The organism is Arthrobacter sp. UYNi723 (assembly GCF_054057635.1).
The window spans coordinates 1-25,170 of the sequence record NZ_JBSRZM010000031.1; the positions used below are offsets into that span (position 1 = coordinate 1).

Annotated in this window: 36 protein-coding genes and 1 pseudogene; 16 read left to right on the top strand and 21 right to left on the bottom strand. The window is 65.7% G+C overall.

What is annotated here, in order from left to right; genetic code table 11:
• Window positions 1-207: hypothetical protein (locus tag ACVWY0_RS18940; RefSeq protein WP_485838051.1), on the bottom strand; the 207-nt coding region annotated here is incomplete at its 3' end.
• A 282-nt stretch (window positions 208-489) separates the two neighbouring features.
• Here ACVWY0_RS18940 and ACVWY0_RS18945 point away from each other — a divergent pair.
• From ACVWY0_RS18945 to ACVWY0_RS18955, 3 genes are all read left to right on the top strand, one after another.
• Complete coding sequence (locus tag ACVWY0_RS18945) at window positions 490-1,092, top strand: TasA family protein (RefSeq protein WP_485838052.1); 603 nt, start codon at window positions 490-492, stop codon at window positions 1,090-1,092.
• A 93-nt stretch (window positions 1,093-1,185) separates the two neighbouring features.
• Window positions 1,186-1,842 (top strand): signal peptidase I, encoded by a 657-nt coding sequence (locus ACVWY0_RS18950; RefSeq protein WP_485838053.1) that lies wholly within the window; start codon window positions 1,186-1,188, stop codon window positions 1,840-1,842.
• Entirely contained in the window at window positions 1,835-2,290 is a 456-nt protein-coding gene (locus tag ACVWY0_RS18955) for a hypothetical protein (protein ID WP_485838054.1), read from the top strand. Before ACVWY0_RS18950 ends, ACVWY0_RS18955 begins: the two co-directional genes overlap by 8 nt.
• 113 nt (window positions 2,291-2,403) lie before the next feature.
• Here the strand turns inward: ACVWY0_RS18955 and ACVWY0_RS18960 are convergent, their stop codons facing one another.
• Window positions 2,404-3,621: an MFS transporter gene (locus tag ACVWY0_RS18960; protein ID WP_485838055.1), complete on the bottom strand. Its 1,218-nt coding sequence runs from the start codon at window positions 3,619-3,621 to the stop codon at window positions 2,404-2,406.
• 120 nt (window positions 3,622-3,741) lie between these two features.
• On the opposite strand from ACVWY0_RS18960, the gene ACVWY0_RS18965 reads away from it, so the two are divergent.
• Complete coding sequence (locus tag ACVWY0_RS18965; RefSeq protein WP_141141367.1) at window positions 3,742-4,083, top strand: hypothetical protein; 342 nt, start codon at window positions 3,742-3,744, stop codon at window positions 4,081-4,083.
• Window positions 4,055-4,126 (top strand): annotated as a pseudogene (locus tag ACVWY0_RS18970) (hypothetical protein); the annotation flags it as partial. The gene ACVWY0_RS18965 and the pseudogene ACVWY0_RS18970, both read left to right, overlap by 29 nt.
• A gap of 140 nt (window positions 4,127-4,266) precedes the next feature.
• Here the strand turns inward: ACVWY0_RS18970 and ACVWY0_RS18975 are convergent.
• The 3 genes from ACVWY0_RS18975 to ACVWY0_RS18985 all read right to left on the bottom strand — a co-directional run bounded on the left by ACVWY0_RS18975 (window position 4,267) and on the right by ACVWY0_RS18985 (window position 5,532).
• On the bottom strand, window positions 4,267-4,605 hold the full coding sequence (locus ACVWY0_RS18975; RefSeq protein ID WP_485838056.1) for a hypothetical protein: 339 nt from the start codon (window positions 4,603-4,605) through the stop codon (window positions 4,267-4,269).
• Between the two features lie 341 nt (window positions 4,606-4,946).
• Window positions 4,947-5,213, bottom strand: a complete 267-nt coding sequence (locus ACVWY0_RS18980) for a helix-turn-helix transcriptional regulator (protein ID WP_485838057.1) — start codon at window positions 5,211-5,213, stop codon at window positions 4,947-4,949.
• Window positions 5,214-5,325: 112 nt separating this feature from the next.
• Window positions 5,326-5,532, bottom strand: a complete 207-nt coding sequence (locus tag ACVWY0_RS18985; protein WP_485838058.1) for a hypothetical protein — start codon at window positions 5,530-5,532, stop codon at window positions 5,326-5,328.
• A 90-nt stretch (window positions 5,533-5,622) separates the two neighbouring features.
• Between ACVWY0_RS18985 and ACVWY0_RS18990 the strand changes: the two genes are divergently transcribed.
• Entirely contained in the window at window positions 5,623-6,375 is a 753-nt protein-coding gene (locus ACVWY0_RS18990) for an SDR family oxidoreductase (RefSeq protein WP_485838059.1), read from the top strand.
• A 290-nt stretch (window positions 6,376-6,665) separates the two neighbouring features.
• Here the strand turns inward: ACVWY0_RS18990 and ACVWY0_RS18995 are convergent, their stop codons facing one another.
• From ACVWY0_RS18995 to ACVWY0_RS19010, 4 genes are all read right to left on the bottom strand, one after another.
• Window positions 6,666-8,096, bottom strand: coding sequence for a MinD/ParA family ATP-binding protein (locus tag ACVWY0_RS18995; protein ID WP_485838060.1), 1,431 nt, complete (start codon window positions 8,094-8,096; stop codon window positions 6,666-6,668).
• A 215-nt stretch (window positions 8,097-8,311) separates the two neighbouring features.
• Entirely contained in the window at window positions 8,312-8,449 is a 138-nt protein-coding gene (locus ACVWY0_RS19000; protein WP_485838061.1) for a hypothetical protein, read from the bottom strand.
• A gap of 352 nt (window positions 8,450-8,801) precedes the next feature.
• Window positions 8,802-9,314, bottom strand: a complete 513-nt coding sequence (locus ACVWY0_RS19005) for a MepB family protein (RefSeq protein ID WP_485838062.1) — start codon at window positions 9,312-9,314, stop codon at window positions 8,802-8,804.
• 351 nt (window positions 9,315-9,665) lie between these two features.
• On the bottom strand, window positions 9,666-9,854 hold the full coding sequence (locus tag ACVWY0_RS19010; protein WP_485838063.1) for a YegP family protein: 189 nt from the start codon (window positions 9,852-9,854) through the stop codon (window positions 9,666-9,668).
• A gap of 282 nt (window positions 9,855-10,136) precedes the next feature.
• Here ACVWY0_RS19010 and ACVWY0_RS19015 point away from each other — a divergent pair, with 282 nt between their 5' ends.
• The 7 genes from ACVWY0_RS19015 (at window position 10,137) to ACVWY0_RS19045 (ending at window position 15,073) form a co-directional block, all read left to right on the top strand.
• Entirely contained in the window at window positions 10,137-10,394 is a 258-nt protein-coding gene (locus ACVWY0_RS19015) for a hypothetical protein (RefSeq protein ID WP_485838064.1), read from the top strand.
• A 510-nt stretch (window positions 10,395-10,904) separates the two neighbouring features.
• Window positions 10,905-11,555, top strand: coding sequence for a hypothetical protein (locus tag ACVWY0_RS19020; protein WP_485838065.1), 651 nt, complete (start codon window positions 10,905-10,907; stop codon window positions 11,553-11,555).
• A gap of 83 nt (window positions 11,556-11,638) precedes the next feature.
• Entirely contained in the window at window positions 11,639-12,484 is an 846-nt protein-coding gene (locus tag ACVWY0_RS19025; protein ID WP_485838066.1) for a S26 family signal peptidase, read from the top strand.
• A complete protein-coding gene (locus tag ACVWY0_RS19030) occupies window positions 12,481-13,359 on the top strand; it encodes a LamG domain-containing protein (RefSeq protein ID WP_485838067.1) in 879 nt (292 codons plus the stop codon). The genes ACVWY0_RS19025 and ACVWY0_RS19030 overlap by 4 nt, the downstream gene beginning before the upstream one ends.
• Window positions 13,360-13,462: 103 nt before the next feature.
• Window positions 13,463-13,639: a CsbD family protein gene (locus tag ACVWY0_RS19035; protein ID WP_485838068.1), complete on the top strand. Its 177-nt coding sequence runs from the start codon at window positions 13,463-13,465 to the stop codon at window positions 13,637-13,639.
• Window positions 13,640-13,726: 87 nt separating this feature from the next.
• Window positions 13,727-14,062, top strand: coding sequence for a LapA family protein (locus ACVWY0_RS19040; protein WP_485838069.1), 336 nt, complete (start codon window positions 13,727-13,729; stop codon window positions 14,060-14,062).
• Window positions 14,063-14,431: 369 nt separating this feature from the next.
• Window positions 14,432-15,073, top strand: a complete 642-nt coding sequence (locus ACVWY0_RS19045; protein WP_485838070.1) for a GNAT family N-acetyltransferase — start codon at window positions 14,432-14,434, stop codon at window positions 15,071-15,073.
• Window positions 15,074-15,092: 19 nt separating this feature from the next.
• Here ACVWY0_RS19045 and ACVWY0_RS19050 read toward each other — a convergent pair whose 3' ends face one another.
• Window positions 15,093-15,389 (bottom strand): antibiotic biosynthesis monooxygenase family protein, encoded by a 297-nt coding sequence (locus ACVWY0_RS19050; protein ID WP_485838071.1) that lies wholly within the window; start codon window positions 15,387-15,389, stop codon window positions 15,093-15,095.
• A 133-nt stretch (window positions 15,390-15,522) separates the two neighbouring features.
• Window positions 15,523-16,338, bottom strand: a complete 816-nt coding sequence (locus ACVWY0_RS19055) for an MBL fold metallo-hydrolase (protein WP_485838072.1) — start codon at window positions 16,336-16,338, stop codon at window positions 15,523-15,525.
• A 166-nt stretch (window positions 16,339-16,504) separates the two neighbouring features.
• Between ACVWY0_RS19055 and ACVWY0_RS19060 the strand changes: the two genes are divergently transcribed.
• The 3 genes from ACVWY0_RS19060 to ACVWY0_RS19070 all read left to right on the top strand — a co-directional run bounded on the left by ACVWY0_RS19060 (window position 16,505) and on the right by ACVWY0_RS19070 (window position 17,292).
• On the top strand, window positions 16,505-16,645 hold the full coding sequence (locus ACVWY0_RS19060; protein ID WP_157769000.1) for a hypothetical protein: 141 nt from the start codon (window positions 16,505-16,507) through the stop codon (window positions 16,643-16,645).
• A gap of 78 nt (window positions 16,646-16,723) precedes the next feature.
• The gene (locus tag ACVWY0_RS19065; protein ID WP_252613790.1) at window positions 16,724-16,924 is read left to right on the top strand and encodes a type II toxin-antitoxin system HicA family toxin; all 201 of its coding nucleotides are present in this window, start codon (window positions 16,724-16,726) and stop codon (window positions 16,922-16,924) included.
• Window positions 16,921-17,292, top strand: a complete 372-nt coding sequence (locus ACVWY0_RS19070) for a hypothetical protein (protein WP_485838073.1) — start codon at window positions 16,921-16,923, stop codon at window positions 17,290-17,292. The genes ACVWY0_RS19065 and ACVWY0_RS19070 overlap by 4 nt, the downstream gene beginning before the upstream one ends.
• A 187-nt stretch (window positions 17,293-17,479) precedes the next feature.
• On the opposite strand, the gene ACVWY0_RS19075 is transcribed toward ACVWY0_RS19070, so the two are convergent.
• From ACVWY0_RS19075 to ACVWY0_RS19120, 10 genes are all read right to left on the bottom strand, one after another.
• The gene (locus tag ACVWY0_RS19075) at window positions 17,480-17,788 is read right to left on the bottom strand and encodes a hypothetical protein (protein ID WP_485838074.1); all 309 of its coding nucleotides are present in this window, start codon (window positions 17,786-17,788) and stop codon (window positions 17,480-17,482) included.
• A 25-nt stretch (window positions 17,789-17,813) separates the two neighbouring features.
• Window positions 17,814-19,100 (bottom strand): MFS transporter, encoded by a 1,287-nt coding sequence (locus ACVWY0_RS19080; RefSeq protein WP_485838075.1) that lies wholly within the window; start codon window positions 19,098-19,100, stop codon window positions 17,814-17,816.
• Between the two features lie 99 nt (window positions 19,101-19,199).
• Window positions 19,200-20,684, bottom strand: a complete 1,485-nt coding sequence (locus ACVWY0_RS19085) for a multicopper oxidase family protein (RefSeq protein WP_485838076.1) — start codon at window positions 20,682-20,684, stop codon at window positions 19,200-19,202.
• Window positions 20,681-20,953 carry an SHOCT domain-containing protein gene (locus ACVWY0_RS19090; protein WP_485838077.1) on the bottom strand — a complete coding sequence of 91 codons (273 nt, stop codon included), beginning with the start codon at window positions 20,951-20,953 and terminating at the stop codon, window positions 20,681-20,683. Before ACVWY0_RS19090 ends, ACVWY0_RS19085 begins: the two co-directional genes overlap by 4 nt.
• A gap of 83 nt (window positions 20,954-21,036) precedes the next feature.
• Window positions 21,037-22,443, bottom strand: a complete 1,407-nt coding sequence (locus ACVWY0_RS19095) for an MBL fold metallo-hydrolase (RefSeq protein WP_485838078.1) — start codon at window positions 22,441-22,443, stop codon at window positions 21,037-21,039.
• Between the two features lie 109 nt (window positions 22,444-22,552).
• The gene (gene trxA, locus ACVWY0_RS19100; RefSeq protein WP_485838079.1) at window positions 22,553-22,915 is read right to left on the bottom strand and encodes a thioredoxin; all 363 of its coding nucleotides are present in this window, start codon (window positions 22,913-22,915) and stop codon (window positions 22,553-22,555) included.
• Between the two features lie 64 nt (window positions 22,916-22,979).
• Window positions 22,980-23,276 (bottom strand): rhodanese-like domain-containing protein, encoded by a 297-nt coding sequence (locus ACVWY0_RS19105; protein WP_485838080.1) that lies wholly within the window; start codon window positions 23,274-23,276, stop codon window positions 22,980-22,982.
• 33 nt (window positions 23,277-23,309) lie between these two features.
• The gene (locus tag ACVWY0_RS19110) at window positions 23,310-23,651 is read right to left on the bottom strand and encodes a rhodanese-like domain-containing protein (RefSeq protein ID WP_485838081.1); all 342 of its coding nucleotides are present in this window, start codon (window positions 23,649-23,651) and stop codon (window positions 23,310-23,312) included.
• Between the two features lie 35 nt (window positions 23,652-23,686).
• Window positions 23,687-24,445 (bottom strand): sulfite exporter TauE/SafE family protein, encoded by a 759-nt coding sequence (locus ACVWY0_RS19115; RefSeq protein ID WP_485838082.1) that lies wholly within the window; start codon window positions 24,443-24,445, stop codon window positions 23,687-23,689.
• A complete protein-coding gene (locus ACVWY0_RS19120; protein ID WP_485838083.1) occupies window positions 24,442-25,059 on the bottom strand; it encodes a rhodanese-like domain-containing protein in 618 nt (205 codons plus the stop codon). The genes ACVWY0_RS19115 and ACVWY0_RS19120 overlap by 4 nt, the downstream gene beginning before the upstream one ends.
• Window positions 25,060-25,170: the final 111 nt, after the last annotated feature.

Here is a 25,170-nt window from a genome sequence, read left to right on the forward strand (position 1 = left end):
ACACCGCTGGCCACTCGCCCCTGCCCATAAACAAGTCACACCATTTGCGAAAGAAAACCCGGTCCAACGCTTGACAAAAAACATAGGGCCACCCCCCCCCCCCCCCCCCGGGTTCCCGGTGCCCTGCGTCGTGACGTAGAAGCCGACGCCGATCACGATGCACAGCGCGGTTATCTCCACGAGGGTGAGCACCACGTTGAACTTCACGCTCTCCCCCACGCCGCGAAATGCCCCCGCGCAGGACGTTTAAGGATCCACCTGTGCTGCACCTTGCCGCCGCCTTTAATCCAACAAATGGATGTAATTAGCCTCTGACCTGCGCAAACGTCAACAACCTTGACAGAATCTTGAGGAATTACGCAGGTGTAAGTTGCGTCTCGTCGGGAAAAGTGGTTCTTGCCAGCCCGCGTGAGTCTGGCATTCACGGTCGACCCACTGGGGGGCGGCTGGCCCACCTGGGGGTGGGCAACGTCGAAAAGGATTCTTCTCATGGGCATCAGCTTGAAAACCACTTCCGGCAAGATTCTGGCTTCCGTCGCACTGGTGGGCACCGCCGCCGCAGTCGCAGGCATGGGCACCTACGGCGCATTCACGGGAACCACAACACAGGTCGATGAGCAGGTCACTGCTGGCACCGTCGATATCGACCTGACCGATCCGGGGACCCTGAGTGTCGCCGTCACCGGCCTGCTGCCCGGTGACTCCGTCGAAAAGTTCGCCACACTGAAGAACACTGGCAACTCCAACCTGAACACCGTGACGCTCACCACAGCGCCCACCGTCGCCTCAAAGCTCACCACGGAGACAACTAACGGCCTGCAGTTGACCATCGAGTCCTGCACCGTCGCTTGGACAGTCGTGGCTGCCGCGGAAGACACTTGCTCGGGGATCAAGTCCACCATTTTGGCTAAGAGCGCGATCATCGGCTCGGGCACCGCACTTACCGGCCTATCATCCATTACGTCTGGTGCTGAGGACAAGCTCAAGATCACTACCTCCCTGCCCTCTACGGCAGACGACACCTTCCAGGGCCTGACCAGCACCATCGGCTTCACGTTCGACGCGACGCAGCGCACGGGCCAAGTCAAGTAGCCGTCAGTCCTGTGGGTTGGGGGCAGTCACGAACCCGGCACCGCCAACCAATAGCCAGAAGCACCAACAGACCGTCCTCAAGGCTGGATAGCGATGAGCGCAGTAACTGAAATTCCGACAGCGGCACGCAGCGCCGCCCAGGTAACTGAGCTGTCCCAGCGCCCCCGCACCCCCCGCGGCAGCGCTGGGACCTTCATCTCCGCACGGGCTGCGTCGCGCGTCAAAACCGGCTTTCGCCGCGGGGCCAACGTCCTCACAACGACGATGCTCGTCGTGGCAGTGTCTGCGTTCCTTTTCCTCGCTGTTGGTCCCCGGGCCCTGGGTTATCAGACGTCCACGATGCTCACCGGCTCGATGTCCCCACTGATCCACGCGGGCGACGTTGTGGTCACGGTCCCCACCGCAGTCGGTGAAATCGTAGTGGGCGACGTCATCACTTATCTCATTCCTGTGGAGAACCATCGGGTGGAAACCCACCGCGTCACGCAGATACTCACAAATGCGGACGGGACGACGGCTGTGCGGACCAAAGGTGACGCCAACAAAGGCGTAGATCCATGGACCGCAACGCTCAACGGAGCGACCGTTGACCGGCACGTCCTCACGGTCCCCTACGTGGGTCAAGTCATTCGCACTTTGCGCCAGCCGGTAGTCCTGAACACCCTCATGTACGGCGCACCGGCCGTGCTGGTGATTGGATTGCTGGCGTCCATCTGGCGCAAGGATCCGGAACCAGCAGTCAGTGGGTAGCCGCACTTCGGCTGCCGGCAGGGTGGTGCGCGCCATCGGCGTGACGCTCGTCGTCGTTCTGGGCCTGATTCTCGCCCCCGCAGCAAGCGCCTCCTTCAGGTCCGCCAGCCAAGCGTCAACAGGCTTTTCTACGGCCACCCTAAACACGCCGACGACTTCCACGATTTCGCTGAATGCCAGCTGCAGCCAGAACAAGAGGACGCTCACTGTCACCTTGGCCGTCACGGGCTCGCTGCCGTACGCGAACGCACTACGGGTCACGGCGGACGCCGGTGGAACCGTGTCCTCGAAGGATCAAGCGCTGACATACAACGGAAATCAGGTATTTACGGCAAACTCGGGCGGTCAGACAGTCGTGTTCAAGCTCGAAATCCGAGCAATCTACAAAGTAGACGCCACTCACGCTTGGAGCAGTCCGCCGCTGCTTCGCACATACACCTGCAGCTGATCAGCCCGCCCTCAACTAAGATTCGACAACCCAGGGCGCCAGCATAGCTAGATCGAGAGATCTTCGTGCAACTGCTCCGCGACCACTTTGCTTCTCAGTGGGGGCGCTGACCGTTAGTAATTCCGCCGGTGCCTCAGCCGCGGAAGCACACCCGCGAACACACCGGCCGCGGCGAACCCCAGGAGGCCGGTGGCCGAGACCCCGGCGCCGAGGTTGGCCAGCGCCGTCACCCCGGAGAGCAGCACGGGCCCGCCTGTGGATCCCGCATCGGCGATGAACCGCCACAGCCCCAGAAACTGGCCGCGGCCGCGGTCGGGCGAGAAGTCTGCGCCGAGGGTCATGATCAGTCCGGAGCTGATGCCGTTGCCGAAGCCGATCAGCAGCGAGGCCAGCAGCAGCCCGCCAAAGGACGCAGACAAAGGGATGAGCAGCATCGCGATGCCCATGATGATGGTGGACGGGATGGCCACGAACAGCCTGCCGCGGCGGTCCATCACCTTGCCGGCCGGGTAAAACACCAGCATGTCGATCGCCCCGGACAGTCCGTAAATCACGGACGCCTGGGCCGGATCCATGCCCAGATGGTCCGCCCACAGCGGGATGACCACCTGGCGGGACGCGCGCAGCGCGCTGAGCAGCAGGACCCCCAAACCCAGCGTCAGGAACACGCGGGCATGCGAAACCGCCACATTCCGCAGCGTCGGCTCCGGACCCTTGTGGCCGCCGTCGGGCGCTGGCGGGACCACCAGGTCCGGGATGGTGACCGCCAAAACGGCGGCGGCCGCCATGCCCACCACCCCCACCCAGTACGCTCCGGCGATCCCGGCGAACTGCATCACCCCGGCACCAATGAACGGCCCGATGAAGACGCCGATCCGGCTGACCCCGCCCAGCGTCGACAGCGCCCGCGCCCGGAACTGGACGGGCACGGCCTCGGTGAGGTACTTCTGCCGCGCCAGGCTGAAGACGCTGGCGGCCATCCCGACGACGGCCATCGCCACCGCGAGCAGCCACAGTCCGTTGGGAATCATGGATGACATGGCGGCGGCCGCGAGCGCCAGGGCACCCACCGCAGCGGCGCCGACGATGGACCAGCGTTCGCCGAACTTGAGCGTGATGAGGGAGGCCGGCAGGTTGAAAAACCACGAGCCGAGCCCGATCAGCGTGACGATCAGCGCCGACACCGCTACTGAGGCGCCGAGGTCACGGGCGGAGAGGACCACCACCGGGAGGACCGCGCCTTCGCCGATGCAGAACAGCAGGGCCGGCCCGAAGGCGGGTATGGCGATGCTTCGGAAGTTGAACGGCTGTGGGGTTCCTGGCGAAGTCATCAGATTTATCCTATGCCGCCGGAAATTCGCCAGCCTTCAGGGGGTCACAAGCGGCCCTGCGAGGACTAACGTTTGCCTTGTGGGGCGCTTCCGCCTGCCCCTCTCAGCCAAGGAGGTCTCATGGGTGAAGTGTGGATCCGCACCATCAACAACGGTTTGGTCCGGGCCGACAAAGTCACGGAAATCGCATCCACCCGGGGGTCCCTGCATGAGGACCAGGGTTTTGCGCTGAAGGTCATCGTGGACGGCAAGGCCCACGTCGTAATTGACGACGGCGGTCTTCCGGGCACGCTTCCCGAACGGCTGGAGCACGCGCAGCATCTGGAGGATGCCCTGCTGTTCGCCCTAGACGAGGCCCGCGAAGCCGACGCATCCATGGTGGTCTTCTTCGATCCGGAGAACGACCGCTGGGCACTCGCCGCCGCGGCGGAATTGGCCGGCGGGATTCCCGCCGTCGGATAACCATCGACGGCGGCCCTCGACTACAGCGCAAACGGACAGTTAAGCCCCTTGTCCACGCGCGAACAGCTAGCTCGCGAACAGGCAGCAAATGACGCCAAATCCGGGATTTGAGGTCATTAGCTGCCGGTTCGCGCGGGGTGTTGCGGGTTGTCGCGCCGGCGTTCGCGCTAAATGAAGCGTGGGTCAGGCGGCGGCGTGGCTGAACTCGGCGGCTTTGGCGGTGACGCGGCGGGGCGGGAGGATGCTCAGCGTGCAGTGCGTCTGCTGAGGGTCAATCCTGGCGGGCAGGTGATGGGTCTCGGAGCAGGCCTGAAGCTGCCGCAGGGCTTCGGGATCCACGCGGGCGTTACGCACGTCCAATTCCAGGTCCAGGTTGTGCTTCAATGCGTTGGCGCGTTTCACCACCACGTAGAGGGCCTGGATGCTGTGAACGGTGACGTGGCCCTTGGCGAGGACCTGGGCCTTCGCGTGGTCGAGATCTATACGGACGAGAATGCTGAGCTTTTCGGACAAGATGATCATGCCTTCCTTGCTTGGCTGCGACGCTGCAGCCGGGGAGGCCGCGACGCTGCGGCCAATGGCCGCGCCTCTGCAGCCTCATCCAGAGTAGGCAACGAATGTGATGTGCGCAACATTTGAGCTCAGATATGTCGCGCACACCCCAAGCGCCTACCCGGCCATCCGCGGCGGGACACCCCCACTTCAACCACTAGACAATTTTTGTCACACGCAATTCACCGGGACTTCTGACGGATCCCGTGGTTGAGCATGCGGCCGGTAGTTGAGCCCGCCAGGTGGTTGAGCCTGTCGAAACCCCGGCCACTCCCTCAGTTCAGGGTGATGTGGCGTGCGTGCAGGTGTGCCTAAAGGCTTTGGTGCTTCACCTGCAGCCGGGCGAAACGTGGGATTAGAGCGACATCACGGCCTACCGCCCGGATGACGTTCATGGCGATGACGATGGAGACGGGCTCGCCGTGTTCAAGCCTGACAACGGTTCCCCGCGTGACCCCCAATTTCTCGGCGACGTACTGCTGGGTAAGTCCTGCTTCCTTGCGGGCGTCGGCGATCGACCGGCCAAGGGATGCGGCGTCGACTGCCCTGAAGAAACTGGTCGCCTCGGAATGTTCCATATAACGATCATATGGCTCCCCGGCCGGAATGTTCGATATAACGAACACGCTGGATCGGGACTCCTGACGGCTCCGGTGGTTGAGCCTGTCGAAACCGACTTCACCCCGGCTTTCAGCGAATGCCGGATCCCTTGTTCAGGATCTTCCGCAGCGATTCACGCAGGAGGCCGAATCCGGAGACGGGCGCGACAACGGCGACCTTCCGGCTGACACCGTCTGGGTCCAAGTCACCGATCACTGCGGCGAGCTTCAGGATCTCTCGTTCGGTAGGCCGTGCCCGCCCGCGCCGCCGTACTGTTCGGTAATTACCCCGCTCCATGGTCCGAGACTAGGGGTGTACAGCACACGCGCACACGAGTAGCGGCTACCTGTCTTCAGTGTGGCCGACCGCGGGCCGTAGGATCTGAGCATGTACATTGCCGTTCCAGGAGGTACCGGGACCGTTGGCCAACATGTCGTCGCTATTGCCAGGGACCGCGGACACCGGGTCACCAGCCTGACGCGATCAGAAGGCGTGGACCTATTCACCGGCCGCGGGCTGCACGAAGCCCTGCAGGGTGTGGACACCGTTATTGATGTCTCCGGAATCCAGACGATTTCCACCAGGAAAGCCGTGGACTTTTTCACCGCCGCCACCCGGAACCTGCTCGCAGCTGAGGTAGCGGTTCAGTCCAAGCACCATATTGCGCTCTCGATCGTAGGCATCGACAGAGCCGTTTCGGGGCTGTACGCCGGGAAGCTCGCGCAGGAGGATGCCGTCCGGCACGGAGAGGTGCCGTGGACCGTCCTGCGGTCCACTCAGTTCCACGAGTTTGTGCCCATGGCCATCAACGCCGCGTCGATTGGCCCGGTGGTCCTGGTTCCTCAGATGATCACTCAGCCGGTCGCAGCGCGGGAAGTGGCTGCGGCGTTGGTGGACGCAGCCGAGCAGGGACCCCGCGGACGGGTTGCTGATCTTGGCGGGCCCCGTCGGGAGCAGCTCGCGGACCTGGTCCGCAAATACTTGCGAAAATCCGGGCAGCGGAAGCTGGTCGTGAAGGTACCGGCACCCGGCCTCATGGGTCAAGCCATGCGTCGCGGTGACCTGGTCCCGGCGGCAGGATCCGCCGTCGGGCTCCAGACGTTTCACGAGTGGCTGGAAACCAGTCTTCCGATCCACTAGTGGCGCTGCCTATGACGCATGACCGCCGCCGCGAGCCCCATGGTACCCATAAGGGACCCGAGGATGATTGCCAGGCCTGTGAGGTATTCAAGAATGGTCATCGTTGACTCACCTTTCATATGGCTGATGCGCTGACGCTAGTGATCGATGCTCAGGATCAGCCAAAGATGGCCGGGTGCGTTCACTCAAGATTGTTGCCCACCCAAAAGTAGGTAGCGCTAAGTGTCGTTTTGAGCCCTCATAACGACAGTTAGCGCTACCTAGTTGGGGAGGCGGGGGGAAGGGGGAAGCTACCGGTACCCGTCCACGATCGACGCCGCGATTTCCTTGTACGCCCGCCGTGTCTCGGGCTTCAGCACGTCCAGGGTGACCAGGTCGCCGTCGGCCACGCCGCGGTCGTGCGGGACGGCGATGAGCTGGCGGCAGATCCCGGCCAAGTGCTCCTCGATGGCGTCCTTGTCCACGCGGGAGGAGACCTCGTCCTTGTCCGTGATGACCACCACGGCGTTCCGGGCCAGGTCCTCGTACCCGTGGCTCGCCAGCCAGTGCAGAGTGCTGCGGGCACGCTTGGCCCCGCTCACCGCATACCCGGCGGCGATGATCAGGTTGTCCGCCGACTGCAGGATCCCGCTCATCGCGTTGTGCGTCACGCCGGTGCCGCAGTCGGTCAGGGCCACGGAGTAGTAGTTGGAGATGAGCTTGCGGATCCGCAGGTACTCGGCGGCCGTGAGCGAGTCGGAGACCTCCGGGTCCTGCTCCCCCGCGATCAGGTGCAGCCGGCCGGCGTGGTGCATGTACCGGGCCAGCCCGGTGAGCGAGTCAACGCCGTCGATGTTCGCCAGCAGGTCCGTGATGGTGCGCGGGCTGGCCTGCTGGTAGATGCCCTCGCCGAGGGCGCGCTCCACGAGGTCGCCGGAGTCCGGGTTGGCGTCGATGGCGCAGGGCGGGTCGCCGCGGAATTCGGCCAGCGTCAGGCCCACGCCCACCGTGGTGGAGGTTTTGCCGATGCCGCCCTTGAGGCTCAGCACCGCGGTGTTGTAGCTGCCCTGCAGCTGGCGGGAGATGCGGCGGCCCAGCTCGTCTTCCTCGCGTTGCTTGGCGCTGGGGCCCATGTTCCAGGCCCCGCCCGTGAGCGAGTAGAGGGCGCCGCGGACGCCGCCTACCGGCCGGGGCTTCTGCTCTTTGACGAACAGGCCCGGGGAGCTGATGAAGTCGGGCATGGGGCTGTCGGCGATGATGTCCGCGGTGGTGGGGCGGATGCGCCGGAACGCCGGTGACGGCTCCGGTGCTTCCTCAGGAACGTACGACGACGGCGGCGCGGCTTCGTCGCCGTCGTACGCCAATGCGGGGGTGCCAAAGTCCGGCTCGGCCGGCTGCCCGTCCTGCGGCGTCACCTGAGGCAGCGGGGTCACCGGCGGCCTGGCGGGCCGGCGGGTGGGCGCGGGGACAGAGGTGATGGGGGCAGAGGTGATGGGAGCAGAGGGTGCGGGACTGGCTTGGTCGGCGGCGGCCGCCGCCTCCGCCCAGGAACTGCGGCGCGGAACCGGGGTGCCGGCGTCGGGGGTGCTCGAAAGATCTGGCGTTACGGCTGGCATGGTTCCTGTCTGGGCGTCCTGCAGGGCACCGTCGGCGCGACGGAGGTCACGGCGTCGCCGGGGCGGTTGCGGTAGCCCTGCATCTTCTGCGATGGGGCGTGCGTTCTGATCCGCCGGATCGGGCATGTCTGTCCCCCCAGGACTTTCGGCACAAGGTTCTGCGGCACTTTACGGACTGATTCAATCTGTAAGTCTAGGCGCTGGGGCGGAATTGCGAGGTCAGCCGCGGGTGAGCGCGGCAATCACGACGGCGCCGGTGAGGACCAGAAGCACGGCCAGGATGGCGTAGGCCTGCCATTTGGGGCGGCCCTTATGCGGGTTGATATCGATGTAGGGCATGGCTAGCTGGGGTTACTCCTCGTGGCGGTCACCCGCACTGCGCGTCGCTTCCGGCGCAGCACGTGGTACATCACATAAAAGGGAACCACGAGTGTGCCCAACAGCGCGCACAGCGCCAGGACATAGTCAATGAGAGCCACACCGATCTCCGAACGTTAGCAGTGATCCCCCATGCGATCAGAGGTCACCCTATCGGTCCGTCACGGGATTGACAAATCGCGTCAACGGCGCGGCGCGCTGGGCATGCTTCCGGTCATCAGATGGATCCCTCCGGACAAGATTGGTTTCCGTCTCGCAGCTGTTCCTAACGGCCGGCGCCGGACGAGACGGCCACCAGAATGAAGATCAGCAGCCAGAAAATTCCGACGAAGTGCTGGCGTTGTAAGGGCTATATCGTTCCGGGCATCAGAAAGCCGGAGATCATCATCGCGAGCTGATCTCCGGCTTTCTGCACGGGATGCGTCTAGAGCTATTCCCCAGCGCTCCTCCTAGCTAGGCCGCAACGAAGAGTCGAATGGCTCGCTGCGGATTGATGGCGGATCCGTCAGCCATCTCGAAGAAGTAACTACACTGCCATTGCTGGGATTTTTTCGCCTGCCGAATCGTCGTTGCTGACCATGGCGGATAGACGCGGAATCCTCGCTTGCCTCCGGCGCCGCCCACGGACACGACGCCATGCTTGACGAGCGCCGCCTTCGGAAACGCGAATGCTCCGACTCGGGAATCCTCCCGCACGCAGACCACCAGCATGTCGGGGTCCTCCTCCGCAGGCAGAGGTTCGGTCGACCCGCCGGGAGAGCGCCGCCACACCGTCACGAACAATCCCACCTTCGTCGGGGTCAGCTTGCCGACCCGGAACCGAACCGGAGACCGACCGATTTCCGAGATCGCGGCGCCGTACTCAGCGTTGTCGGCCTCGACTTTGGCGGGCGAACAGACGAGGGCGAGGCCGCCGAGAACCCTCATCACCATGGCGACATCCGGATGGACCTGAACAGCAGACATAGAACTCCCATCGAAACGAATCCCCGACAGGAGCGACGGGGCAGTGCGCGAAGAGCTCAGCCCTCACTACACCGACGATATCCGCACGTGCACGTCTTCCGGGTCTAACCACGGGGCATGCCTCGGGCTGGACCTCCAAAATGTCCACCGCCCACGCGACCTGGCGTTCGACGCTGACCTGCACCAACGCTGTTTGAGGGCAGATATTCCGGGGCTCTGGTCCACCTCGGTGCTGTGTACCCCCGGGGGTTCCTTTGTGTGTAGGGCTCAGCCGGCGCTTCCGTCACACGAGGCAATGCCGTGTTGGTCGGGCCTGGAATCGCCCGTTGACCTGGGGCCCGCACGCCCCGGTTACTCTCGCATGTCCACAACGAGGGCCGTGGCCGCGCTTTCCCGGACGGCGGCGATGGCCGCCTTGACGGCCATGATGCTGTCCAGAGCCTGGGAAACTGCCACCACCGTACCGTTATCGGCCCGAAGCTGGAATTTGAAAGGCAAGGTCTCGTCGGGGTCGTCGAACACTTCAAATCTGGCCGTCACTCCACGTCCTCCGCTGTCAGCCGGCTCCTCATTGAGCACCCGCGCACTTACCGGTCGTTCGGTAGGTGCGCTCGACACCCCACACTAGCCGCCCGGTCAGGTGTTGAACATCCCTGTGCGCAGCCGGCGTGCCTTGATGGGACGGTTCGACGGGCCGCGGTGCACGGTTCCGTCCCGCGGCCCCTGTCCTTCGTCTGCCGGCGGGGCGTACCCTGAACGCACACCGGGTACCGGCGCGACGCCGAGGCCCTCAATACGCGTTCACTCGGGAAGGCAGCATTCATGGGGATGAACATCAAAGACCAGTGGGACCGGCTCGATCACGCCACACAGCAGTGGCTCATCGACCACCCGGGATGCCTGATCCTGCCGCGCACGATCACAGCGACCATCTGCAAGGAGACCGGCGGAACCGACGAGGGTGACCGGCACGGCGAGACGGTGCTCTCCCAGGACGACCGTGACTTCATCCAGGCCAAGGCACACGAGGCCCGGACCGATCCCCCGGAGTACCGGTTCTTTGACTCCGTACAACCGTGAACAGCGGGGCACTTTGCGCCATCCCGGGTACCGCCCGTGCCCCGGAAGAGAGCGGAGCCCGGCTCCGCGGCACCTCCGCATAAATCGCGGATGGCACGGGCTGCGTCCAGGATCCGGCGGGCCAGGATGATGCAGTAGTCATCGCTGAGCAAGGCGGCGGTGGCGGCCGCGGAGCCCCGTTCAGAATCGTGCGGGGCGGTCAGCCGACCGCAGGCCGGCCTGGAGGGCTGACCGCCCGCGGGGACCGTGGGCTAATTCCGGTGCCGGTGCGGCGAGCCAATTGGGCAAAGGGGCTACCAGCCGGTAACGTTCGTCGGGCGCCAGCGGTGCAGCCGTTCGGGCCCGGATCCCGGGCAGATCATTCATGGACGGCGCAGGTTAGACCGCATCAGCGGATATTCGTGAACCATCACCGGATATCTGTGCGCCATGGACAGGCCGGGGACCACGTCGCAAGGGTGCCCCGGCGGGGTCCTTCTGTCTGATCACGACTTCCTGAAAGAAGCTGCCATGAACGATTCCACCATGCCCGCCAAGAAGAACCGCCGCATCGCTCCGCTGGCTCTCATCGCCGCCGCCGCCGGCGCGGGACTGCTGTCCCTGACACTGACCGGGACGCTCTCCGGTTTCGCCGCCAGCATCACGAACAGCGCCAACACCGCCGGCTCCGGCACCCTGGTGATGCAGGAACAATCCACCGGCACCACCCCCGTCACCTGCACGTCCAATTCCGGCGCCGGCGGCGTCGGAGCGAACACCGCGACCTGCGCGACGATCAACAAGTTCGGCGGCAGCACGGTTCTGGTGCCCGGCAACGTCGTCAGCACCGACATCACGATCAAAAACATCGGCACGGCCAACGCCGGCACCTTCACCCTGACCCCCGGCGCAGCGTGTGCCCAGTCCAACAACGGCGCCGTCAACGGCACCGCGACGGACCTGTGCGCGAAGCTCAAGGTCGTCATCACCGCCGGCGGCACGTCCATCTTCAACGGCACCGCCGCGACCCTCGCCGGGGCGCCCGCGATCAGCATCACCCCGGCCCCGGCCGCCGGCGTGGACGTCCCGGTCACCATCAAGGTCACCCTCGACACGACGGCAGACAACACCTACCAGGGCCTGGCCGCATCACTGCCGCTCACTTGGGCCTTCGCCAGCTAAAAACACACGGTGCGGTGCCTGTGCCGGATGACGTCATGCCGGCGCAGGCACCGCCCCGCGTCCCCGCACGGAAAGGAAACCCCATGGCGACTCCGGCATGGCGACGGGTCCGCGGCATGGCCTTGCCCGCCGCCGCCCTGCTGGCAGCGGGGCTCGTAATCGTGGCGGTCCTGTTCTTTCTGGCCGGCTGGCGCTGGTTCGTTGTCTCCACCCCCTCCATGGGCCAGAGCTCACCCGTCGGTTCCCTGGTCCTGTCCGAACCCGTGCCCGCGTCCGCGCTGCACACCGGGGAAGTCATCACCTTCACCCCGCCCGGGCGGCCCGGAACGGTCTACACCCACCGCATCGCCGGGATCGACGAGGCCGGGGGCATCACCACCCGCGGGGACATCAACGGAACCGACGACCCCTGGGTCCTGACCCCGCAGAATATTCTCGGGGTGGCCACGCTCCTGCCCGGCTGGGGATGGCTGGTTAAGGCCGTGCCCCTGCTGCTGGCCGGAGGCCTGACCGTGTGGGCCGTGACCAGGTACTGGATCCGCGGGCCGTGGCAGGGACCCGTCCGGCTCTTCGGCGCCTGCGCCGTCGTTTCCCTCACAGTCATCCTGCTCCGTCCCTTCATCGGCCTCACCCTGCTCGGAGTCACCACGGACGAATCGGGGACGCGGGCCAGTGTCGCCTCCACCGGCCTGCTGCCGATCACGGTCCGGGCCGAGCACGGCACCACGGCAGAGCTGTCCAGCGGCCAGGTCAGCGAACTCACCGCCACCGACGGCGAGGGCTACTACCACCTCTCCTCCTCCGCCGACCTGCCCTGGTGGGGATGGATCATCACCGCCCTGCTCTGCCTGCTGCCCGTCTTCTGGGTCCTCGGACGGGGCCTGCGCTCCGGCGGCCCTCAGGAAACACCGGCCCGGGTGCCCGGATGACCACGGAACAGGGCGGACCCCGGCTCCGCCCGGCCCTTCCTGCCGCCGCCCTCGCCCTGGCCCTGGTGATCGGCCTGGCCGCGCTGGCCACCCCTCCCACCTCCGGCGGCTATCTGGCCCGGATCACGAACAGCACCAACACCGCAGGCACGGCCCCCTACTTCACCTGCCAAGGCGCCATGGCAGCGGACAAGGCCGCGGCAATTTTCGCCTACCGCCTCGCCGAACCCTCCGGCTCCGCCGTGGCGGCGGACTTCTCCGGCAAAAACAACCCCGGCACCTACCGCGGCACCATGAGCTCCGACACCACCTCAGCGAACCGGCCATGCACCCCCCGGGACGCCGGCGGATCCTACGCCCTGACCGGCACCTCAACGTACGTGTCGGCAGGAGGCGCCATCGCCCGGGCCTCCACGAACACCTTCACCCTGGAGGTCTGGTTCAGGACAAGCACCGCCGGCGGGCGGCTGATCGGCTGGGGCAACACCGCCACCGGAACCTCAACCGCCTATGACCGGCACATCTTCATGAACAACGCCGGCCAGCTCGTCTTCGGCGTCTACCCCGGCACCGTGAAAGTCATCACCAGCCCCGGCAGCTACAACGACGGGGCACCCCACCACGTCGCAGCAACCCTGTCTCCGGCCGGGATGGAACTCTATGTCGACGGCCAGCTCGCCGCGCAGGATCCGTCTGCGACCACGGGCGAAACTGTCAAAGGCTTCTGGCGCATCGGCTACAACAACCTCGCCGGCTGGGGCCCCAACGAACCGTCCAACCATGCCTTCACAGGCAGGATGAGGTACGCCGCCGCCTACTCCACCGCACTCACCGCCGCCCAAATCGGAACACACTACAACGCCGGACGCCCCTGACGACGGTGCCGAGTGAATGTTATCGCCGTCGCCCTCGCCCGGCGATAGGATGAAAGTGTCCCGCCGGCATGGGCTGGCAGACCGGCCATGGATAGGAGCCATCATGGGTTTAGGTGACAAGATCAGGCACACCGCCGAGAAAGCCGGCGGCAAGGGCAAGGAAGCCGCAGGAAAGGCCACCGGCAACGAAAGCCTCAAAGCCGAAGGCAAGACCGACCAGACGAAGGCCGGCCTGAAGCAGGCCGGGGAAAAAATCAAAGACGCCTTCAAGAAACACTGACCCGAAACCCGGGGCCCGGAGCCTTCCCAGCCCTGGCCCCGGGACCCGCCCGTCATGTCCACGGGAACCAAAAGAGGGGACCACCTCATGAATGCTGAACCGATTCCGACGCCGGAGCCGGTGCACGGCCCCGGGCCCGCTCCGGCCGTTGCGAAGCGGCCGGCAGTAACCCGCGCAGGCATGATCTGGGTGGCCACCGTGGCCGCCCTGATGCTGCTGATCCTGCTCATCGCCTTCATCGTGCAGAACCAGGACAACGTCAGGGTCAGGTTCTTTGGCCTGGACGGGACAATTTCCCTGGGCATGGCCCTGTTTATCGCCGCCGTCAGCGGCGGGGTCCTGGTCGCCGTGGCAGGCGCCGGGCGGATCATCCAACTCAGATCCCACCACCGCCACGAACAGATCCCACCGCAAACAGCCTGAGAGCGACCCTCAGTGCGAATTCAGGTTGCCTGTTCCCTCGCGCCCCTGCCCGCGCGCTCCTCATACACAACGCGTCGCCTAGAATTCGGCCATTTCACTTCCTTGCTTCTCTCGGCGTCCCGACAGAACCAAGGAATTGAGAAGGCGCCCTAGCAGCTGTTCCGGCGCTTCCCGACTGGCTATTCTTCGAACTGCCGGCTGATGAAGCCTGACATGCCGGGGATGGCACGCCTCGTGGATACCTAATCTGCGCCGATGCCCGAAGAGTAGGGCAGCAGCCGCTCACCGGTTGAGCGCGAGCACCACCACCGCTGCCGTGGCCACTGCCAGGCGATCGCCGCGATCGAGCACCCCAGCGGCCGGGGTCCGTTGAGCCCTTCGGCCATGGCTGCGGCTGTGGCAGACCCGGACAGGCATGTTGTTGTGGCCACCGTTGACCGTGCCGTTGTTGGTTGGGGAAAAGCGCACTGCTGGGACCACGACGACGGGCCGGCACCTTCCGGGCATTACCTCGGCGGCGTGACGGTCCTGCCGGCGTGGCGCAGGCGCGGGGTGGGTGCGGCGCTGACGGAGGCTCGGTTGCGGTGGGTCTGGGCCCGGGCGTCGGAGGCCTGGTACGTGGTCAATGCGGACAACCTCGTGTCCATCGAGCTGCACCGCCGCTGGAATTTCACCGAGGCGGCGCGCGGGCCACGGTTCCACACCACCAAATTCACGGGCGGGCTGGGCCTTCTGATGTGTGCCGCGGCGCCCGGAACGCCATCGCCACAGACCGTACGCGGCGGTAGAATCCTTGGCGCCCTGAACGTGGCCACCCCCAACGGGGTGATCGGTGTCGGTTCCAGCCTTGCCTCGCTCTGGGTGATCGCCACGATGATCCCCACGCTCGCCGTCGGCGTCCGCCGCCTCCGTGATGCCGGCCGCCGGTGGACGGAGCTCTTCCGGCTGCTTATCCCGATCGCTGGCCTGATCGTTATGGCGATTCGTATGTCGGAGCCGTCCAAGCCGTAGCGCCGCGGAAGGCTCCCGGTTACATGACAAAGACAGGCTCGTAGTGCTCCACGGTGGGAAACGGCGAGTAGAAATGGTGCAGGAGCGCACGCCATTCCTGATACCCGGCGGATCCCCGGAAACCCTCGGTATGGTCCTCCAGCCGCGCCCATTCCACCAGCAGCAAGTACGTGGCCGGGTTCTCGATGCAACGGGACAGCGTGAGGCCCTGGAATCCTGGCATGGAACCAATGATGGATTTCGCTTTGCCAAAAGAAGTCTCGAATTCCTCCTCCATGCCGGGCCGGACGGAGAGCAATGCATGTTCGGTGATCACCCAACAATCATGCCTGAGGTCTCGCCGGACGGGGCTCAGGTGAGGCACGGTCCGCGGGACGGGCCATTGGACTTCGCGGGAGGCATGCTAAGTGCAACCATTTGCAATCAGGACCGTTCCGCGTTTCCAAAACCTAGTGCAGCGGCCGGGTCTCCTGCAGGCGCTTGATGAACCAGCGTGACTGCTCCGGGCCGTAGGGCAGCACGGGGATGGCTTTGGTGGCGTCGGTGGGGGTTTCGCGGATGGACTGCTGGGCCTGCCGGACCGCGGTGGTCATGGTGTTGGCCATGGTCTTGACGAACTGGTCGCTGCAGGGCTGGCCGTGGCCGGGGATCAGGAACTCGTACCGGTGGCGCAGCGCGGAGATGTGGCGCAGGCTGTCGGCCCATTCCTCCGGGTAGGAGTCCTCGAAGGACGGGTGCGCGCCCTGCTCCACGAGGTCGCCCACAAAGAGGGTGGTTGGGGTGCCCACCAGGAGGTCGCCGTCGGTGTGGCCGCGGCCCAGGTAGAAGAGGGTCACGGTGATTCCGCCCAGGTCCACCAGCACGGGCTGGTCCTTGACGATGGCGTTGGGCACCACGAGTTCCACATTCTCACCCTCGCCTGTGGACATCTCCGGCTCCAGCGTTCCCACAAACCGGCGCTGCAGGTCCCCGTGGTCGTCGATCTCCTGGGCGCAGTTTTCGTGCGCCCAGAACTCGGTGGCGCCGTCGGATGCGAGGACAGCGTTGCCGAAGAAGTGGTCGTAGTGCGCGTGCGTATTCACCACGACGAGCGGCAGGTCTGTCTTCTCCCGCACCGCATCCAGGATCTCGCGCCCCTGCCGCGGCCCGCAGCCGGTATCGACCACCATGGCCCTCTCGGAGCCCACAATCAGGCCGGTGTTCAGCAGTGATCCTTCGGTGACCAGCACGTAGTTGTCCGCGCCGACGTCGAGCCATTCTGACATTGTTTCTCCGTACCTCCGGAAAGCGACTGCGTTCTTCTTGGCCCCGATTCTACCCGCGGGCCCTTGGAGTTTCCGGGATGCGGGACGCGGTCCGGGCCGCATGTGGAGATCCACATTCCTAGCCGGGATTTCGCCTTAAATCCATCGAACTGCGTAACATCTCGCTATGCAGACAAAACAACACGCGTGCTTCTGTGATCACTGCGGCAGGATCACGAACCACGTGACCCACTATGTAAAGGCCGACGGCGGTGGCCAGCTGATCGCGACGGTGCGGTGCGCTGAGCACGCGGAGGAAGCCGTCTGACGCTGAGGTGTACAGCTCGCCCAGGCACAGTCCATAGCGGACTAGACGGCCTCGCCTAGTCCGCTATAGACTTTTCTCGTGATGAAGCGCCGGGAACTCCTGAACCAGCTCAAGCAGACCGCAAAGGACCTCGACGTCGAGTACACCACCGAGGAAGGCGGCAGGCACACACGCGTGAACGTCGGCGATAATACGACGTTTGTGCCGCGCCACAATGAAATCGGCGAGAAGCTCGCCAAGCAAATCATGAAGCAGGCCAAGGGAGAGGACACCAAATGAAACTCGAAGTAACGGCCAGCCGGGACGGCCGGTTCTGGTACCTGGAATCCACCCAAATCGACGGGCTCACCACTCAGGCCCGCACGGTCGCCGAGATCCCCGAAATGGTCCGCGATCTTGCGGCCATGATCACGGGACGCCCCGAAACCGACTTCGACGTCGAAGTCACCTTCGACACGCCCGAAGTCGCAGCCCACCTCCGCCAAGCGCGTGAGCTAGCTGCCAGGTCCGATGAGCTGAAGGCGGCATCAGCCAACGAGCGCCACGAGGCGGCCATGGTCCTGAAGCGGCAAGGTGTCACCGTCCGCGACATCGGCGCGGTACTTGGCGTCTCACACCAGCGAGCGCAACAGCTCGTCACCCGCTGACCGCGCCACGACCGTTCGGCTCCGGACCATCATCCGCAAGAAGGCATGGGGCGCGGACGCCTCGATCTCTCAATTACCGATGCGACGAGGCGTTCCTGCGTCTTTTTGCCCTCTCTCGTTCGACGGCAGAGGGACAGCGCTTCCCCGCGTCCCGTTCACCTGCACTGAGTTTGTCCGCGTCGCCTCCCTACTGCGCCCGGCACCTGAAATGCCCTTCGACGAACCGCCCTCTTCTGATGTGCGGATGTACCCAGACTTCACCGGGCAGCCCTGCCGGGCCGCCTGCCGCAAGGTCGATGGTGGTTGGGCTGCACAGGTCCGTGGCGCGAGCCCGGCGCTCTCCCTCGAAGGCTTTCGCCATAAAGTCCAGCGCGTCGGGGCTGACACCGCATGCAAGTGCCTCCTCGCGCCCGTGCGAGACGGCCTCATCCACGATCCGGATTCGCTGGACCGCTTCATGCCGGGTCAGCCTGACCCACCTGGGCATCCCGGTCATCCGTCCTTGAGGTGGTTCCACTCGTTCATCCCTGGCCGCGGTGGTCGCTGCTTCGCATCCGTGCGGCCACGATGATGCCGGAGAGCGCAGTCAGGCCGGCGACGACGGCGACGGCTGCCGGGATGCCGTAGGCGTCGGCGATGAGGCCGGAGAGCAGGGCGCCGACGGCGAACCCGCCGTCGCGCCACAGCCGGTAGATGCCCACTGATCTGGCCCGCCATTCGGGGTGGGCGACATCGCCGATCGCTGCAAGCAGTGTGGGGTAGACCATGGCGGTGCCGGCACCGAGCAGGACGACGGCGGCAAGCCAGGTTCCGAAGTCATTTCCGAGGGCGACCATACCGAGCGCCAGGGCTTGGACGAGCATGCCTCCGGCGATCAGCGGTTTGCGCCCGATCCGGTCCGAGAGCGCGCCGGTGACCAGCTGCCCGGCGCCCCAGACGGCCGGGTAGACGGCGGCGAGGATGCCGATGCGTTCGATGCCGAGCCCTGCGGTGGCGAACAGGACAGGGAACAGTCCCCAGGCGAGGCCGTCGTTGAGGTTGTTCACCATCCCGGCTTGGCTGACGGAGGACAGTGATTTGTCCCGGAAACTGGTCAGAGTGAACACCTCACGGTTCCTCAGCCCGGCATGGCTGCCGGCGTGGACCGGGACGTGCACTGCGGCTTCGGCTTTGGCGTGGTGGTGTGTTTCGCGGATGGTCAGCACGGACAGGCCGAGGCCGACGGCGATGAAGGCTGCGCCGAGCAGGAAGGGCCCGGGGCGCAGTCCGTAGGTGGAGGCGATGTATCCGGTGGCCAGTGCGGTGCCTGCGACGCCGAGGTAGCCGGCTGCTTCGTTCAGCCCCATTGCCAGGCCGCGGCGTTCGGGGCCGACGAGGTCCATTTTCATCATCACGGTGGTGGACCAGGTCAGGCCCTGGCTGACGCCCAGAACCACGTTCGCGGCGACAATCCATTCCCAGGAGGGTCCGAAGATCAGCAGGAGGGGGACCGGGAGGGCGATGAGCCAGCCGGCGACCAGGACGGGTTTGCGGCCGTGGCGGTCGGAGAGGGTTCCGGCGAAGTAGTTGGTGGCGGCTTTGGCCAGACCGAACGCCAGGATGTAGGTCAGGGCGGAGGTGTACTCATCGAGGTGGAAGACCTGTCCGGCGAGCAGCGGCAGCACGGTGCGTTCCTGGCCGAGGGTGCCGCCGACCAGGGCGTTGACGGCGACGAGGAGCATGAACTGGGCCAGGTTCTGCCGCAGTCCCAGCGTGATGACCTCGGTTGTCCGAGGCTGCTGGCGGGAGGGTGTGTTGGCTAAGGCCATTGGCGGATCCTGTCAGTGTTAGGGGTGCCGGTATCGGGCTGACCCGACGGCGGGTTCCCTGTGGAGCCCGGCCGTTTACCCGCCCGTGTCGCTGGCCGGTCAGCGGGCTTGGACGGTGGCCATCATGCCTTGGTCTTCGTGGTCCAGAATGTGGCAGTGGATCACGGTGCGGCCGGCGAAGTCGTCGAAGGCCACCCGGACTTTCACTTGGCAGCGGGCGGGGACGTTGACCACGTCCTGCCATTTGGGCCCGGTCACGTCGCGGTCGCCGTCCTGGACGATCTGCATGGGCCACACATGCAGGTGGATGGGGTGGTCCATGGGGCTGGAGTTGGTCAGGGTCCACTCCTCCACGGTCCCGGCTGCGACCGTCTCGTCGAGCCGTTCGGGGTCGAACTCCCGTCCGTTGATGGTGAAGGCCATCATGGTGCCCTGTCCGCTGCCCATTCCCGCGCCCATGTTTCCATTCATGCCCATGGCGAAGTTCAGGGTGCGGGCGGCGGTGACCGGTTCGTTCCGTAGATCGCGCAGGGGCCGGCCCTCGGGCACGGGCCCGGGGTCAGTGCCCGCGCTTCCCGAGACGGCCAGGGTGAGCAGTTCGACCGGGCCGCCACCGGATTCGTTGTCGCCCCTCATGGCCCCGCCCATCATCGCGTTCATGCTGCCGCGGTCCAGGGCGGCAGCCGTGAGGGCGGCGGACCCGTCGCGGGTTTCCACGAGCAGCTCTACGCGGTTGCCGGGGGCGAGAACCACTTCGGTGACGTCTTCTGGGATCGGCAGGCGCCCGAGGTCCCTGCTGAGCAGCCGGACCTGCTGTCCGTCAAGTGCCAGGCGCAGGTACCGGGAGGGGCAGGCGTTGATGATCCGCCACCGCTCCCGTTCTCCGGGCGCGGCGCGCAGTTGCGGGCGGAGTTGCCCGTTGACCAGGACGATCTCTCCCTCACGTCCCATCATCTGCTGCATCTGGTCCACCTCGGCGAGATTGCCGGCAGCGTCGAGGGACAGGTCGGAGACCACCAGCACCCGCTCCCGGGTGACCGGAACCGGGTCGGGGTCCTCCACCACGATGGCCCCGTAGAGGCCGGCGGCGACCTGGTCGGCGGCGTGCCCGTGGCGGTGCGGGTGGTACCAGTAGGTACCAGGCGGGTGGTCCTCGGGCAGGGTGAACTCGTAGTCGAAGGACCCGCCCGGGTCAATGCTTACGAACGGGTTGTCGCTGTTGCCCTGTGGGGAGACGTGCAGTCCGTGCACGTGCAGGTTCGTGGGAGCCTGCAGCCCGTTGCGCAGTGTGACCCGGATCGTGTCGCCCGCGCGGACCCGCAGGGTCGGACCGGGCAGTGAGCCGTTGAACGCCTGGACGGAGGCATCCCGCCCGCCGACCCGGACCCGTGCCGGCGCGGCGGTCAGGTCCAGCTCCAGCACCCGGTCGCGGCTGGCCAGCACCTGGGGTTCGGTCAGGTCCTCACCCCCGGTGTATCCGGGTCCGTTGCCGGTGGTCAGCCACAGCCCGGCGCCGCCGGCAGCCGTAGCGCCGGCCCCGACCGCACCCAGTGCCAGCAGCTGGCGGCGTGTCAGCGGCCTCACCGGCCGTCCTCCTCCAGTATCCGTCGCCGTTCCTGGTATTCCTCGGTGCTGATCTCCCCGCGGGCGTAACGCTCCTCAAGGATCTCCCGGGCCCGGGCAGGGCCCGCACCCGTGCGCGGTGGTCCCTGCCCATCGGTGGGCGCGTTACCGCCGGCGTTGCGGGTGAAGGCTTTGACCAGCACCACGGCGAGCATGACCCCGCCTGCGATCAGCAGAAGCCAGAAGATCCACGCAAGCCCCATCCCGCCCATACAAAAGCCGTTCATCATCAAGGGGTTCCTTATCTCTTCTCGTACACGGCCAGGCCTTTCCTGACCGCGAGGGTTTTCCGGGCCGTGCGGTGCCGCTGGTTCTAGGCCCTGGCTGACTGGCCAGAGTTCTGCCAGGCGTCCCAGGCGGCGTAGCTGCCGTCGAGTTCGACGACGTCGTACCCGGCGCGGCGCAGGGCGCTGGCCGCCACGGAGTTCCGGACTCCGCTCTGGCAGTAGGTCACGATGGTGCCTTCGGCCGGAAGCTGGTCCAGGTGCCACATGACCCGGCCGCCGCTGAGCTGGCGGGAGCCGGGGACGTGCCCGGCGGTGTGCTCAGTACGGTTGCGGACATCCAGCACCACGGACGCGTCGAAGCCGGCCAGTTCTTCGGGCCGAATCAGCTTCGGAGTGCTCATGGGCAGCCCCTCGAGGGTGGTGACGTAGCCGGCGACGTTGTCGATGCCGACCCGGACGAGGTGGTCCCACATGTCCTGCGCGGTTTCCTGGTCGGAAGCCAGGAGCACCAGGGGGTTCTTGTTTGTCTCGGGGTTCACTACCCAGGCGCCGTAGCTTGCCACGGACTTCCCGGCCGGGACGTTCAGTGAGCGGGCGACGGTGCCCTCGTGGACCTCGGTGTTGGGGCGGGTGTCGATGAAGGTGACGGTGTCCTCGGCGAGGTCCTTCGCGACGTCGGCCGGGTCCAGTTCCTGAAGCGGGTCGCGTTCGCCCATGATGGCCGGGCCTTCACGGTTTTCGCGCTTCATCCGTCCGAAGTAAGCGTGGGCGTCGGGCTGGCCGTCGAGGAGTTCGTCGATGAAGCCCTGCTCGTCATTGGCGGCCAGGTACGGGCCCCACCAGGCGTAAAGGCGCTCGTAGCCGACGGTGGAGGAGGGGATGGCGCCGAGGGCCTTGCCGCAGGCGCTGCCGGCCCCGTGGGCAGGGTGCACCTGGACGTAGTCCGGCAGGGTGAGGAACTTGTCCCGCAGGCTGGCGAACAGCTGCTTGGCGCCCTCGAAGCGGGTGTCGATGCCGCCGGCTGCCTCGTCGAGCAGGTCCGGACGGCCCAGGTCGCCGGAGAAGACGAAGTCGCCGGAGAGCAGGTAGCCGGGCTGGTCGCTGAATGCGCCGTCGGTGACCAGGAACGACAGGTGCTCGGGGGTGTGGCCCGGGGTGTGTACGGCCTGGATGCTGATGTTGCCAATGGTGACGGTGTCGCCGTCATAGAGGCGTTCGCCGTCGAATCCGTATTGCCAGTCCGGACCGCCTTCGCCGGAGACATAGATTTTCGCGCCCGTGGCGGCCGCGAGTTCGCGGGTGCCGGAGAGGTAATCGGCGTGGATGTGGGTTTCGGTGACCGCCACGATCTTCATGCCGTTCTTCTTCGCCAGATCCTGGTAAACCGCGATGTCCCGGCGGCCGTCAACGACCACTGCGGTTCCGTTGGCCTGGCAGCCGATCAGGTAGCTGGCCTGGGCGAGGTCTTCGTCGTAAATACGCTCGATAAGCATTGGTGCTCTCCTTCATGAGGGGAAGTTTGGCGTCTGTTCCTGCATCAATTCTAATACCCCTGGGGGTATGTTGCAATGCTGGGTGTGCCAGCTGTCTTTCGTTGGGATGTTAGGGGTGGTGCTGCGCTGAGTCGGCGCGGAGCTTGTCCATGTCCAGGTTCTTTACGCCCAGAATGATTTCTTCGAGTCCGGTGGCGTTGAGCGCTCCGGGCTGGGAGAAGACCAGGGTTTTGTCCTTGAAAGCCATCAGGGTAGGGATGGAGGTGATGCCGGCCGCGGCGGCGAGGGCCTGTTCGGCTTCGGTGTCGACCTTGGCGAAGGTGATATCCGGGTGCCGTTCGGCGGCGGCACCGTAGGTGGGGGCGAACATGCGGCAGGGGCCGCACCAGGCTGCCCAAAAGTCAACGAAAACGATGTCGTTGTTCTCCAGGGTTTCGGCGAAGTTCTGTTCGGTGATATCGATGGTTGCCATGACGAAGTTCGTGTCCTTCCGGATGGTGTCTTGGAGAGTTGGATGCTGATCTTCAGCAGGAGGGTCAGGTGGTGGGGAGGCCTGCGCGGGTCCAGGCGATCATGCCGCCGGCCATGGTGTCGGCGGTGAAGCCGGCACCGTTGAGCGCGTCTGCGACGCGGGCGGACCGGTTGCCGCTGCGGCAGACAGCGATGACGGGGACCGTGGGGTCCAGCTCGGACAGTCGTGCCTGCAGCTGCCCCACGGGGATGTGCAGCGCTCCCGGGATCATGCCGTCGGCGACTTCAAAGTCCTCGCGGACATCGATGATCCGGTCAGTGGATCGGCGCTGGTCGGCTTCGTTGACGGTGATTTCAGTCATCGGTTTCTCCTTCGAATAGTTGGACTGTTGTCCTTAGCGGACGGGTTCCCCGGCCTGGCGCCAAGCGACCATGCCGCCGCGCAGGGAATATGCCTCATAGCCCTTTTCAGCAAGCAGGCGGGCGGCGGAAGCGGATCGGATCCCGGACTGGCACATGGCGATCACGGGGCGGGTGTTCTGGATTCCGGTCGTGCTGGTCTGGAGCCTGTCCAGCGGGACATGCTTGGCCTGCGGGGCCCGTCCGGAGCGCCATTCCTGGACGGTACGAACGTCGATCAGAGCCGCGCCCGAAGCCAGGAGTTCCTTGGCCTCAGCGACCGTGATGGTTTTGTAGGGCTTGCTGAATGCCTTCTTCAGGGAGCTGATGAGGCCCATGGTGTTCTCCTTTGTTTCGGAACGAGGGGTGGATTTCAGGCGGTAACGGTGCCCGCAGTGACCCAGGCTGCGACGGCAAAGATGAGCACGGCGAACGAGATGCGGATGTGCTGGTCGTTAAGGTGGCGGGCAAGGCGGGCAGCAACGAGGGATCCGAGGATCGCGGGGACCGCGAAGGACAGGACGCCGGGCCAGTCGATGGTAAATCCCGCGGCGTGGGCGCCGAAGCCCGCAGCCGAATTGATCACGATGATGGCCAGGGATGAACCCACGGCTTGTTTCATGCGCAGGCCCAGGAACAGTGTGAGGGCCGGGGTGATCAGGAAACCTCCACCCACTCCCAGCAGCCCAGTGAGGAACCCTACGAGGATCCCGACCCCCACGGCCTTGGGCGCGCAGGAGCGGAAGGCCCGGTTGGCGCCTGTGCTGCACGAGCCCTCGGTCTCCGCAGTACGCATAAGCATCCGGATCCCGGCGATCACCATGATGGCAGCGAAGGCAAGCATCAGGATGGTCGGATCCAGCAACCTGCCAACAGCTGCCCCGCCCCACGCAGCGGGGATGCCCGCAGCGCCAACAAGCAACACCACGGGCCAGTTGATGTCCTCACGCAGCCGGGGGATCAGCGCAGCCAGGGACGAGATGCCCACCACCAGCAGCGAGGTGGGAATGGCCTGCGCCGGGCTCATGCCCACGCCGTAGACCAGGGCAGGGACGGCGATGATGGAGCCGCCGCCACCGACGATTCCGAGAACGACCCCGACAATAAGCCCCAGTAACAGGGCCGCGATCATGCTGCCGGGGCCTGCCTGGCTTCGGCCACCGGAAGCTGCAGGATGGCGCTTTCGCGGGTGGGTTCCTTGGCGGCCCTGTTCCATGGCATCGCCGAGATGGCCTGGCCCATGGCACAGGTGTTGGTGGCCGCGGAGAAGGTCAGGCCTGCCCCGATGACGCCGGCAAGCATCCGGATCCTCGGCGAAACGAACTTACCCCCTGCAAGGCCCAGAACCACCAGGGACCCGGCGGCGAGTCGGACCTGCCGCTCCAGGTCCCAACGGTCCTTGCCCTTGACCACGTCGCCACCACTCGCTGCGAAGCCTGGGACGCCGCCGGTCAGGACGTAGGCCGTATCGATGCCGGAACCGGCGAGGCGCTGACGCGCCTGCTCGGCGCGGGCTCCGGACTGACAGACAAGGACGACGCGGCTGCCCAGGCGGGCGGCCAGTTCGTCGGTGTGTTCGGACAGCAACGGCAGCGGGACGTTATAGGAGCCCCGGATGTGCATCGACTCGAACTCAGCGGCAGAGCGCACGTCGATGACCACAAGGTCCTGATGCTCGGCGACCCAGCTGCGCAAGGTCTCCGGCGCCAGGGCGGTAATGGCGGTGGATGGGGAAAGGGAAGTCATGGGGGCCTCTCGAAAGGGGTCGTTGGTCGATACCCCACCCAGTATTGCAGATACCCTAGAGGGTATGCAAAACACCCTAGGGGGTATATAGTTGATGGCAAGACACCCACG